Source organism: Arcicella lustrica (assembly GCF_034930985.1).
Lineage (GTDB): Bacteria > Bacteroidota > Bacteroidia > Cytophagales > Spirosomataceae > Arcicella > Arcicella lustrica.
This window is the reverse complement of sequence record NZ_JAYGIM010000019.1, coordinates 51,471-64,832: the sequence shown is the minus strand read 5'-3', so window position 1 is coordinate 64,832 and position 13,362 is coordinate 51,471. Positions and strand designations below refer to the sequence as shown.

The following is a 13,362-nucleotide window of genomic DNA, read 5'->3' as shown; positions in this document are numbered from 1 at the left end:
AACTAATGTTTATAATATCAAACATTATGAATTAATCTGATTATTTCAAATTTTAACCCTCATCCCTTTCTTTTCCATCTCAACAACCTGCTCATCAGCATTGCTGGATGGAGTAATATTGATGGACTTTTCCTTCTTTTCAATGGTTTGATCAATCTTTTCTTTTAGGGAATCAAGTTCTTTCTTGACTTTAATGAGTTCATTTTCTCCTTTAAAGTCCTCTTGGATAAACTTTCTTAAATCATTGATGTTCTTGTTAATGTTTTCAATGTTCTGTTGAACGCTTTCTAATAATACAGGAATTTTGATGAGTGCTCTTTGAGGATATTGTACAGCAATGTCTGGCGTACTGGCAAGATAACCACTATTGAAAGCATACTTTTCATTACTCTGTCCCTGCAAGATTAAGATATTCTCTAAACTTACTCTGTTATCAAAGTCCCTTATCTTAGTCGCCTCAAAATACATTTTAAAGCCTGCATAAGTGCCAACTTCTGTAATTCCTTCTTGAGAGATGCTATCTCTTAATTTAACAAGATAGGTGCCTAATCCTTTTTCAGTCCTTATATCAAGTTCCTTTTTATCAAAAAGGGAGTCTGAATGACGAGTAATAAAACTTTCTAAGCTCTTGGAATTAATCAGGTATTTGTCAAGATTAATTTTTTCTGACTTAAAATCTACATGTTGCTCTAAAAGGAACTTTTGATCTTTCAGCAATGCTTCTTTTTTTATTTCATTTAGCCGTAAGGAAGTTTCCAAACCCTCTATCTTTTCTTCAGCCAATCGTTGATCTTTTAAAAACATAAACTTTTCAGATTCTACCTTTCCAAGCTCACGTTCTAATTTAGCTTTATCAAGGAGCATGGTATTTCCAGAAAGAATGGCGCAGTACTCGGCATAATTCATGCCATTGGCTTCGTCCATACCACCTTCATCAATTTTTCGTACACCCAGCTGATTCGATTTAATCTGATTGATAAAAATACTCTTGTTAAGTAGGAGATTGAACTTATAAGAGTCTAAAGTCTGTTCAACGGCATAGACAAAATTATGTACTTCATTGTTATTAAACTTCATGGCATATTCGTTTCCTTGTCTGGCACCTCGACCAATGCGCTGTTCAAACTCAGAAGGCTTCCATGGAATATCTAAATGGTGCATGGCAATCATTCGACGCTGTGCATTTACGCCTGTACCTAAAGTACTAGTCGAGCCAATCAAAACTCGTACTTCACCATTATTCATTTTTTCAAAGAGTTTTTCTCGTTGTTTATCCGTTTTGAAAGATTGAATAAATGCGATTTCCTCAGGTTTTAAGCCTTTTTCTATCAACTTATCCTTGATGGCAAAATATACATTGAAGCCGGTACTTTTAGAAGAAGGAGTACTTAAATCACAGAAAATCATTTGAGTCGCTTTGAAGTTGTTACCTTCCTGATAGTAATCTAATACTTTATGACAGCATTGATTGATTTTATTATTGACATCGTCGTTAAAGCTGGGATGAATCAAGCGCATGTCCAATGCCATTTTTTTACTCTCATTGGTGGCAATTAGCATCTTCGCCTTTTCTTCACTTTCACTTAAAGGATTACGATAGATTAAAGTACCATCACCAGAATTGGCAAAATCTTGTAAGCGTAAAGAAAAGTCTTGTTGCTCCTTGGTTTGCGGTAATACCACTAATTCAGTTTTAGCTTTAGCTGGGAAAATACCAACCATATCACTTGTTTTATAATCTGTAATTTGACTATAGAAAATAGCTAATTCAGGGACTTTGATGTACTCTCGAAAACGTTCTTTCTGAATGATATTATTGGTGATGGAGATTTCGTACTCGGTTGATTTAACACCATAAGTAGCAATCCAAGAATCGAAATTAAAAATCTGTTGTTTCTTTAATTCTTTGGGTCGAAGGTATTTAAATAACAAATACAGTTCATTCAAAGAATTCGAAATGGGCGTTCCAGACAGAAAAGTAACCCCTAAATCTCTCCCTTTTTTCTCTTGTAAAGTTCGTAGCGCAACCAACATATTTAAAGCTCTATCACTTCCTTCCATACTTCCTAGTCCAGCCACATTATTATGACGAGTGCTATAAGTAAGATTTTTGTAAATATGCGATTCATCGACAAAAATATGGTCAATCCCCATAGAATCGAAGTTGAGTACATCGTCACGATGTTCCTTAATCGCTTCCATTTTAGTTTTAAGCTTACTTTCTAAATTAGCTTGTCGTTTCAGTAAGCCTTTGTATTGTTGTTTGGTCTCATACGTTTGAGACATAGTATTCATCACTTTCAAATCTTTGTTTAGATTATTCAACTCATCACCAAGAACAGCCGAAAAGGCTTCATGGGAATGAGGTATTTTGCTAAACTGCTCATGAGTAAGAATAACACAATCCCAATTATTATTCTTGATTTGATTGAAGATATTCTCCCGATTCTTTTTACTAAAATCAACATCACCACTGTAAAGCAAGCTGGCATCAGGATAAGCCTTTTTATAGGTTTCAGCAATCTGAGCAATGTTAGCTTTCAAGCAAAGTATCAAAGGTTTATTAGCCACGCCCAAGCGTTTCATTTCATGGCTTGTTACAATCATCGTCAATGATTTACCTAAACCCACTTGATGGTCAACAATGCCACCATCTTGCTGAATCAAAGCCCAAGCGGCATCTTTCTGCGATTTATATAAACCAGGAATGCCTAAATTCTGTAGGTTTAATTGGGGGAAAGTTAAATGTCCACCATCATATTGAGGTTTTACGTAGCAATTAAACTTCTGATTATAAGTTTTGGCTAAATCGTTCTTAAAATCAATGTCTTGTTCATTCAAAAAGGCGACGAATTTGTTTCTGATATCCTCAATCTTGTTATTGACCAGAATGGTTTTATCCTTATCAGTTACATAAATATTTTTACCTCTGTCAGCATCATAGCCAATTAACTTTTCCATTTTTGGCGTAGTATTGTACAGAGCATGTTCTAGCAAATCAATTCCATTTACTTTATTGTTGTCGGCAGTAACGGCATACAAAGTATTAATATTCTCATTGCGTTCATACTTTTGGTATCTAATCATGTAGTTGTCAGTATTTTCTAAATAATCTACGGTAACACTTGAACTATTAAAAAGCTGACGAGCAAAGCGTTCATAGATTTTAGGAGAAATCCATCTTTCCCCCAGATTAAAATCTAAATCATTATAACTAATAGGAGTGGGGAGAACCTCCTTTAAACAATCTAAAGTATGCTGTAATCTTTCCTTTTTTTGTTGGTCTTCAATATGAGGTAAATTGTTTTCTAACCAATTGATTTTCTCGACCACATTCCCTGAAATGACAGAAGTAAAACCTTCAAACCTTGCTGTTTTAGGATTAAAAGCAATAAGTTTTTCCGCAAGTAATTGCTGTTCAATGGCCGCTTCATTATGTTGACTAAGTTTAGCTATGTAAGGCACATCAGCAAAACCATATTGATTGAGCGAAAAATAGAAAGCATCCTTGACAGAATATTCATGTACCTGATTAAAACCAACAGGTTTATGAAAAATATCGGACTTGACAAACTCTTTATTTTCAACCCGCTCTAATCCGAAAACTTGCTTATTCTTCGGGTCTTCGTCTAAATAAATTCTATTGGTATTGAGGGTTCCATAAACACTCTTAAAGTTATCGTATAGATCATTCAGTGATTTTCTTAAAAAGGAATGCTCAATTTTTTCAGCTAATTCGTAGCGATACAAATCATCATAAGTCTTGCGGATTTGCATCACAGCCAAATACATATTTTGCAGTTCCAAAGTATAATCAGTGGGAACAAGGTAATTAGCACCAACATCAATTTTAAGCTTATATAATTTATCATTTTCAACCACAAATTGACCATCAATATCTCTTTCGGTCAGTGGCGTTTTATAAGGAATATTTTTGGGCAATGCTTGCGTAATTGATAAAGTGGTTTCAATAGGATTAACAGGAGCAGCAGGGGCAAAGAGGTCTAATTGAAAAAGATTAGTCTTTTTCCCCACAAGATTTGCTTGAAAAAGCGAAGGTTCTGGCGATTTCACAGCAAGATTAATGGTAAAGTTTTTCTTGAAATCAGATGCCAAAATTTCATCCACCACTTTACAAATTTCAGGGAGTCCACCCGCTTTTAAATACGCTAAATTGGGTCTTCCATATTGATCTTTCCCGAAGGTCAACTCATCAGAAATGATAGCATTACGATTCAGATGGAAGAATTCATTGAGTTGAAATTTATGGGAGGACTGTTCATGAGTAATCAAAGCAGTTCGCACTAAAGATTGCTCCATTGGATTCAGCGAAGTTTTTGGACCAGTCTTTTGTAAAATCAACAAATCAGCACCAGCCTGAGTCCCGGCATCTAAGAAAGTATTTTGAGGTAATCGAATCGCTGAAATGAGATTTGCATTAGCCATAACAAATTGTCTGATGGGCAAATGGGCAGGACTATCCAAAACACCATAAGGCATAATATGCGCTAAGACCCCGCCTTCCTTCAACAAGTCAAGCGATTTGACGAGGAAGAAATTGTGAATATGATTACTCGCCTGTCGTTTTACTTTATTCTTATTGAGATTATAAATTGGGTCAAAAACCTTAAAATCACCAAAAGGAATATTGGAAGATATTAAATCATAAGTACTCATTTTATGCTTACCAACAGTTTCAAAAGGAGCATTTACACCGTTAGCATGAAGAGCCTTTAAGATTTTAGCGGTTAAATCGTCTTTCTCCAAGAGTAGGCTATCTTTCATGGCAATTCCCAGTTTTTGAAACTCGCTAAAAAATAGGCCAGAACCCGCACTTGGGTCAAGATAATTATCAGCTTTCACACCATTTTTTAGTAGGGCATTTCCAATGGAGCGAATGAGTTCAGGGGAGGTATAAAAACTGGTAAGAATACTGTTTTTGATACTCTCGATATTTTGCTCGTAGTTTGGCTTTGAGGATAAGTAAGTATGTAGTTCTTCAATGTGAGGCTTAATTTTTAGCGACTCTAAACTCCAAGAAGAGATATTATCCAAAGGCAAGAGTAATTCTTTTAGACCACCCCAGCCCTTAAATTTTGAGAGTATCTCTTTCTCTTCAGGGCTGGCAGCTCTATTTTCTTCGAGGATTTGGTACGCAGTTTTGAGGCCCTCCAAATTATCTTTGAGGACTTGCTTTTTTTGATAGGACATTTTAGTTAGATAGGAGGTTTAGAATTATGTAGTTCTGTGTGTATTTAATGAAGTTGATTTAATCTAGGAAAAAGGACTCAATCAATGTTGAGATAGATTTTTCCTCATCAATCAAAGAGCGATATTCTTTGGAGAAATAGCGCATTTTTGCGCTAGTCTCACCATCAAAAACATCAATGCTAAAGGCGTACTGCTCCACCAATATATCATAGAGTCTCGAGTAGCTCGTCTGAAAATCAAGAAGATTTTTAGTGACCATTTCCTCGGCTTCAGCTGATTGAAAGCCTAGGAGTATAAGCCTTTCCAATTCACTATAATAGTGCTGAATTCTTTGATTGATAAGTGTTTCCAAATCGTTTTTTGGATAATAATCCAAGATGTCAGGATTGTTTGCTTCTAAAAAAGCAACGACTGTTTTCTGCTTTTCAGTAATGACAGAGTTTTTGAAAGATAATTGCGCCTGCATATATAGATAGTTTAGTGTATATATAACTAATTTATTGTAAAGGTAATAACTTAAAACATTATTCAAAATTTAAAAAGAATAATTTGGAATAATACATCAAAAAAGAAGAGATGAATTAAAAGAAGAACCTGAAAATCGGCATAACTGTTGTCCAAAGACAGCCTTCTCTGGGCTGATACACAAGGCTTACGAAGACAGTCTTTGGAAGTAATTGCAAGAGTTCCTATCATGAAATATAGTCTTTAGCTACACACGATTTCATGATGGGAACACTCGCTTGGGCTATATTAGTGGAATAATACCTACATTTTGTTGCCTATTTAGAGAAGAATGAGCCCATAGAGGTCGTTTTAGAAGTTTAAAAACCTAGCTTACATGATAGAAAGTTTCGGACTTCTGTGACTGAAGTATAATATAAACAACATATAGTGTCTTCTTTTTATCATGAAGTTAACCTGTAAGTTTATGGAATTTGTCGTTTTTGTCTTTTCTGATAGAGCATAAACAGACTAAGTCTTAATCGTTTCCATTGTAGCTATCCAATTTAGGGTGTTATTTTTTTGCAATGAAGTGCTGGAGTAAATTACAGCTATATTCCCACCTATCTTTTAAGAGATTCACAATTTTAATAATATTGTGAAACGATTTTCATTTGAACAAATGTGCTTATATACATTTATTCATTTGTAAAAGTGTATATTTGTACAAATAATCATTTGAATAAATGTTAAGAAGCCTTTATAAAGACTTAATCAATTGGAAAAATTCGACCAATAGAAAACCACTTATCTTGCAAGGAGCAAGGCAAGTGGGTAAAACTTGGCTCATGAAGAATTTTGGAAAAGCTGAATTTGAAAATACTATTTATCTGAATTTTGAGAGTAGTGAAAGACTGAAAAATATATTCTTAGTCGATTTTGATATTAAACGTATTATTGCTACAATAGAAATTGAAGTGGGTTATAAAATTCATGCAGACAAATGTTTAATCATTTTTGATGAAATTCAAGAAGCAGGAAAAGGGCTCACTGCGTTAAAGTATTTTTATGAACAAGCCCCAGCGTATTATATTATTGCCGCAGGCTCACTTTTGGGAGTGTCTTTACAAAAAAACACATCTTTTCCTGTTGGTAAAGTAGATTTTATGAGGATGTATCCCATGAGTTTTGTTGAATTTTTAGAAAATACAGGTCAACAATTACTCTTAGAACAGCTTGAGGCTGAAAACTGGTCTGTCATTGATACCTTTCACGATAAATTAGTTGATTTGTTACGACTATATTATTTCGTTGGTGGAATGCCGGAAGCTGTTTCCAATTATATTCAATTTCAAGATTTATACCAAGTCAGAGAGATTCAAAATAAAATACTACTTGGTTATGAAAACGATTTTGCCAAGCACGCACCAATCGAAACAGTACCAAGAATTAGGTTGGTTTGGAGTCATTTGATTAGCCAATTAGCGAAAGAAAATCGAAAATTTATTTACGGGCAAATCAAGAAAGGTTCAAGGGCAAAGGACTTTGAGACGGCTATCAGATGGCTTACAGATGCAGGTTTAGTGTTGAAGGTAAATATCGTAGAAAAACCAACAATTCCGCTTAGTGCTTACGCCGATATTGATATTTTCAAGTTGTTTTGTTTGGATGTTGGTTTGCTCAATGCTATGGCAGGAATTTCCCCGAAAATACTTTTAGAAAAAAATAGTATTTTGACTGAGTTTAAAGGAGCATTAACCGAACAGTTTGTGGCACAGCAGTTGAAACTTAAACATGAAATATATTATTGGTCTGCACAAAATGCCACAGCAGAAATAGATTTTATGATTCAAAAGGAGAATACTATCATTCCGATAGAAGTAAAAGCCGAAGAAAATCTTAAATCGAAGAGTTTAAAAGTGTTTGTCGATAAATTCCAAACACAGCAGAATATTCGTTTTTCAATGAATAATCATAGAGTACAAGACTGGATGATAAACACACCATTGTATGCGGTGAATAATTTGTAAAGAGTAACAATAGGCTTTTAGAATATGATTCCTTTCCTTGATATGAGATAAAAATAGTATTATTTCTGTTTTATTTTGTCGCAAAAATTACCTGTTTTTGCGACAAAATAAAATAATTAATCAATGTAAAGTGTTGATAATGAAACATTTGTAAAAATAAAAATAGCGAAAAGGGGTTCGCTATTTTTTGCTGAAGATTTTCTTTCTTTTGAGACTGCAAAAAATGTAATCTAAGACCTTAGAGCGTTTGAAAATCGAAGGTAATATTACTTAATCAAATTAATTTATGAAGAGAATACTCCTCCTTTCGAAGAGATTATATGTGATTTAATAACTTGAAAAACAAGATTAATGGATTAAGAGTGGAAGCTCAATAAGGAGGTTCTTGTACACTAATTATAATACATGAGTTTAACTATATGGCTGGATGGAAATTGCCAAAAATAAAGAAAACCAAAAGACTTTTATGGGTAAGGGCATTTATATACCAAAGAAAAGAACTTTTAAAAATCTCTGAAATCCTAAAAAACAAAAGAGCAGGCTTTGCCTGCTCTTCCGTATATCTTCACGTCGAACGACAATTCTAAAAAAGAAACTAACGAAGCCGACCGCTAGACTAGCCGTTCGCCCAGATTAAGTTCAAGACTAAACGTCCTTCATTCCTTCATGGTTTGGCTTTCACCTACGACTAAAGCTTATTTATTAGCGATAGTATTTTTCATCCAATCCCATTAGAAAAATCTACTTTTGTTGCTAGTTTTGGAAAATCAATAAATGGATTTCTGTTTCCTTGTAGTTCTTGAATTGCAAAATTTCTATGCTTTTCAAATATGGTTGGAGGCTCATTTATATGCCATGCTAAAAGAGTTTGAATATCTTGAATACTATATCTTGATATTACCTTAGGGTATCTAATTAGGAAATAAAGTGTCGCTCTAGCAACCTTCCCCTTCCCTTCCTTGGGTTCAAATCCATTATCTTCTCTATTGCCACAATTATCCATGACTTTTTCTTCCCAATCAGAGTACTCATAATATGGAATGTTTCCTCTAAAGCTATTACAGTTCGGTGTACATGAATATAAATGATGTAAATCTCCTTTCATTGGATTTTTCTTTCCAAACCATGATTGAGGTACAACATGTTCGCAATTAAATCCTTGGTTGTTTTCTAGGGATTCTAAAAAAAACTCTTCATCTATTGTCATATTTGATTCGAAACTTTCAGTTAGTGGAAATTCTTTATAAAAAGATTCCAAAACTTTTTGATTTGCTTCAAAATCAGACTTAATTAAAGCTTCAGGAGTTGAAGTATCACCACTATAAATATTGAGTATAGTCTTTTTATCCGGCTGAAGGTCAACCCACGGGTATAAATATTGACTTGGATTATATGATAAAATAGTATTGTGTGTCGTATTAACTAACTTACTAAGAAAATCAAACAGCTTGTTACCCGATAAACCAGAAGGAATTGTCCCATAATAATTACTTATTTTCTCCTTGTCTAAAGTTTCATCATAGTATTCATTGTTCTTGTTTTTCTTTATTTCATTTAAACTTTTTTTAAGTTGGTTTTCATCAGATTTAGGTTTTCTTCTTTTTGTTGAGTTTTTATTGTTGGCATTTAATTTCTGAATTGTGTCAATAAGCTGTTTATTATCATTTGAAGATATACTTTTATCTTGACTAAAATCATTTATTGAATCTTTCAAACTTAGTCTGATTAAAACTGGACGATGGTCGCTTATTGATAAATAGTCAGGCAAAACTTTGTCTTGAGCTACAATTACGTACTCAGAATTTGTCGTTTTTTGAAGATTGGGGGATATAAAAATGTGATCAATAAGTGATTTATATTTTCCTTTAATGTATGTCATTTCTCCAGCCTGCTCGTCTTCGATACTCATTGCAACAAAATCAGAGAGTAAAAAGTTGAAGTCATCAGAGGCAATAGTAGCGTTAAAATCACCACCCAAAATCCAATCTTGGTCTACTCCTTCTTCATCAATCATAGATTTGATTGCCGTTGCTAAAATTTTTGATGCTAAAATCCTTCGCTTTGAACCTTCTCCCATAGCTTTAAGGTGTAGGGGGACAATATACGCTCCAAAGCTTTCTTCATTGCTTCTTTGCTTTGACGTTAGGTAGAATAAGCCTGGATACCTATCAAATATTTTTCCATCAATGTTCTCAAATGAAATATTTGCTTCAAGAATTAAACCATCAGGAGATTTAATATCATTACTTGTTAATTTTAACCATCTTTCAACTTTTTCTGACCATTTTTTTTTCCCTATTGAAACGGTTTTAGAATTCCAAACAATAGTGGTAGTTTGTTTAGCATCAGAAGCATTTGGTTCGCTAGCATCATATTCATAATCTAAATCATATCTAGATTTCAAATAGGATATTAATTCTTTAGTTGCATTGGATGAAGATTCCTCAAAAACCCAAACATCCATATTCATTCTTACAATTACTTTAGCTACTTCTTCAATTTTCTGTTTATAGTGCTTATTAAACCATTCTATATTCCAAAAGGCTATGTCAATGTCCTTGGCTTCTCCACTATAAACTTGTACAACCCTTTCCAATGCATTAATTTCATTTTCAAGATGTTTTTCTCGTCCCAACCCTCCAAAATAGCCAAGCATGGCATCTGTATCTTGAAAATGATTTAATACTTCCGTTGCAGCTTTGTTTTGTCTGTTTTCATTTATAGACTCTAAATAAGTTGCTATTGCAGAAAGCTTAATCCCTTCATTAACACTGACTGCAGGTTTATATTTTTTTATATCAGCAGACTCAAGTTCTTTAGTTGCATGGTGTAGAGCAAAGGCTTTCCATTCATTATTAGTAACAACGGCTCCTGATGAACCTGCTAATGTATCAGTAGAATAGTGTACGACCGTTTCATTTTGAGAAATAATTTGATTGTTTTGTAAGGCAATGGATTTTATCTTACCTCCAGGATGCTGAATTATATTTGCAAAATCGTTTTCTTTTACCACAAAAGCATGACGTAGCAAAGGTATGTAACCAAACTCTTTACCTGGTTCATCATCAACCCAGACAAAGCAAAAATCTAATTCATTTTCAGGACTAGAAATAAATAGTCTTTGAGGATTGAGTTGATAATTTTTTGTTGTTTGAATCTTCCCTTTTTCGTTGGTTTGGTAATTGAATATACAAATGGCATTCTCACACACGTCCATTGAATTTAAAACGTGATAATTTGTGAGTAGAATATTATTGCTTATCAAAAATCCTGTTCCTTGCCAACTACCTTTTCTTTTTTTGTAATCAACTCCTGACGTATTGATAAGACAAATTGACTTTGCCCTTTCTGTTCCTAAATCAAGAAACCATATTGGTAATATATCATTTTGTTCTCCAAGTATTGTTTCATAGTTCACTTCTTGGACAAAAATGGTTTTCTCACTTTGTGTTAAATCTTTTTCTTGTGAAAATTCTTTAGAAATAGACTTTGCTAAGTCGGACTCCGATTTTGTCAAAAGGTTTTTGCTTTCTAATCCATCTAGTTGCATTAGGACACCTGTAGAAGTAGTTTCAAAAGCCAGATTCGATGATGTTTCAAATCCATCATTAGGTACTTTTGTCTTTGTTTCTTTGGAGAGAAACGTGATTTCGGTTGATAAGTTTTGAGTTGTCATATTATTTTTTAGTTAAACTTTTGTCAGACTGTTGATAAGTATTTCTGCTGGAATGAGAGTCCTCTAAAATTCCCGTAAACTAATCGATATTGATATTTCGCCAGCTTGCTCTGAAGTCGAGTTACGTAGAACTGTTCATTATTCTTCAGTCAAGCCAAATTTTTGATAATAATTATATCGTAAAGGTTCTGTTTCATATATCAATTTCGCTTTGCTTGGTAAGTTTTTTAGAATACGGAATAATGAATGAAAACGGCACAGCAATAAACCCTAATGCTAAATAAAGGAAGGTTGAATTGTGAGAATGCAAAAAAGAGTCTATAACTGACACCTTTTCAAGTATTTTTAAAAAGCCATAACCCATTAGGAAATGGCCAACGCTTATTAAAAATATTTTGTTGTCAATTTGTGACTGAGAATATTTAAGCAAATCTCTTTTAATAAATAATTGAATAGAAAGCAATAAAAAAAGTATTCCCAAACAAAGTCCAAGTATTTCCAACCATTCAGTTTCATACCGCTTAACTGTTAGTTTTGATAAACTACTATTTACTGTGAGAAATCCATTTCGTAACGAATAAAATATTGTCGAGGGGTTTTCAGCAATTTGTTTGCGATAAAGGTTAATAAATATTTTTTCTGGAAGTATTTTAGCTGTATGATAATTAGAGTCAAGTATTCTAAAAAAATTTCTGTACAAAAAGTCAATTGGAACATTGCCAATGTTTGTTCCTACTCCTGTAAATACTAATACTTCAGGTATCGGCTTACCTTTATTATTGAAATCATTTTGAAAAGTTGTAAACAAATTAGAAATTACTCTTTGTGCATTGTCTTTCCAAATTGCTTGTATATCATTATCGTAATTAAGCTCGGCAACATTTGAAACAGAATCTAAGTATTGCCAATTTACAACGATTGCATTTGCAACATAAGTAAATAGTCCATTCGCTTTATACTTTCCATTACATTCTGTAATTATTACATCACCTGGATTCTTAATTTTGTTTTCTAATTCTGTTATGTTACAGCCTTGACAAACTTTACTAACTAATGAATTATCGTTTACATTATCACAGCTATATTTTTCATCTGGAGAGTTTACAATTATTGCATTTTTACCTCTCAAAAGTTTTTCCCAATTTTTATATGGATTTACTTTTTCAGAATCAAACTCTCCTTCAGTTATCCAAAGTTCAGTTCTTAGTTTTCCCGCAGTATCGTTTAGCCTCATAATAAAATCAGCTCTCCCTTCTTTATTTGAATTTGGATCAAGTATCCAATTTAGCTTTTCGTCTAAGTAGTCATTGGGGTCTTTTAAACTGTCGTACTGTATAATTGATTTTTTAGACTGATTATTGTAGAAATAATAAGCCGTCAAACTTATAAGTGCCCAAAAAAATATTGTGAAGATTTTTTGTCTTTTCGCTTTCATAATAGTAAAGGTTATCAATTAGCTTTGTTACCAACTCGCAGATATTCGAAAGTTTTTTATTGTTAAGGTCTTACCTTCTTTGGACATAATAGTCAAACTTCTTTTAATCCTAAAACTATGCTGTAAACCACGTTTTCCTACACTACTTTAAAATCTAACACCTAAACTCAGTTCATGATATCATAATAATAAAATATCAGCTTGATATTCAAAAATATACATATTTAATCACATTTTTTAGCGTATAAATACCTGATTTATAATTACTAATAAAAAATATTTCCTACTGAATTTTATATAAACACTATAAAAAAAACATCACTTTTTTGCTATTTTAAAAAAGTTTAGTACTTTTATATCAATAGGTGTAGAACTATTAACTAAAATAGCCTAAGGGATTTTCCCTTAGGCTATTTCTTTATAATTATCTTCAAAGATTAAAATCCCTTTCAAAGAATGTAAATCTTGTTACAAAATTGGTTCAATCAATCACAAACGTCATTGGATAGCTATTGATTTTGCAAGAATCACAGAATGGTTGTGTCCTAACTATATAATATATCTCT

5 protein-coding genes are annotated in these 13,362 nt (G+C 33.0%); 1 reads left to right on the top strand and 4 read right to left on the bottom strand.

Going from position 1 to position 13,362, the window contains the following annotated elements; all coding sequences use genetic code 11:
* Nucleotides 1-45: 45 nt before the first annotated feature.
* Together VB798_RS21870 and VB798_RS21865 are read right to left on the bottom strand one after the other, a co-directional pair.
* Nucleotides 46-5,211, bottom strand: a complete 5,166-nt coding sequence (locus VB798_RS21870; protein WP_323689374.1) for a helicase-related protein — start codon at nucleotides 5,209-5,211, stop codon at nucleotides 46-48.
* Between the two features lie 58 nt (nucleotides 5,212-5,269).
* A complete protein-coding gene (locus tag VB798_RS21865) occupies nucleotides 5,270-5,677 on the bottom strand; it encodes a hypothetical protein (protein ID WP_323689373.1) in 408 nt (135 codons plus the stop codon).
* Between the two features lie 724 nt (nucleotides 5,678-6,401).
* Between VB798_RS21865 and VB798_RS21860 the strand changes: the two genes are divergently transcribed.
* Nucleotides 6,402-7,685 carry an ATP-binding protein gene (locus VB798_RS21860; protein WP_323689372.1) on the top strand — a complete coding sequence of 428 codons (1,284 nt, stop codon included), beginning with the start codon at nucleotides 6,402-6,404 and terminating at the stop codon, nucleotides 7,683-7,685.
* Between the two features lie 718 nt (nucleotides 7,686-8,403).
* Here the strand turns inward: VB798_RS21860 and VB798_RS21855 are convergent.
* Complete coding sequence (locus tag VB798_RS21855) at nucleotides 8,404-11,361, bottom strand: endonuclease (protein ID WP_323689371.1); 2,958 nt, start codon at nucleotides 11,359-11,361, stop codon at nucleotides 8,404-8,406.
* Nucleotides 11,362-11,554: 193 nt separating this feature from the next.
* On the bottom strand, nucleotides 11,555-12,796 hold the full coding sequence (locus VB798_RS21850) for a hypothetical protein (protein ID WP_323689370.1): 1,242 nt from the start codon (nucleotides 12,794-12,796) through the stop codon (nucleotides 11,555-11,557).
* Nucleotides 12,797-13,362: the final 566 nt, after the last annotated feature.

Excerpts from the sequence above, each read along its gene's own strand:
- VB798_RS21870 (WP_323689374.1), bottom strand. The coding sequence starts at position 5,211 with ATGTCCTATCAAAAAAAGCAAGTCCTCAAAGATAATTTGGAGGGCCTC.
- VB798_RS21865 (WP_323689373.1), bottom strand. The coding sequence starts at position 5,677 with ATGCAGGCGCAATTATCTTTCAAAAACTCTGTCATTACTGAAAAGCAG.
- VB798_RS21860 (WP_323689372.1), top strand. The coding sequence starts at position 6,402 with ATGTTAAGAAGCCTTTATAAAGACTTAATCAATTGGAAAAATTCGACC.
- VB798_RS21855 (WP_323689371.1), bottom strand. The coding sequence starts at position 11,361 with ATGACAACTCAAAACTTATCAACCGAAATCACGTTTCTCTCCAAAGAA.
- VB798_RS21850 (WP_323689370.1), bottom strand. The coding sequence starts at position 12,796 with ATGAAAGCGAAAAGACAAAAAATCTTCACAATATTTTTTTGGGCACTT.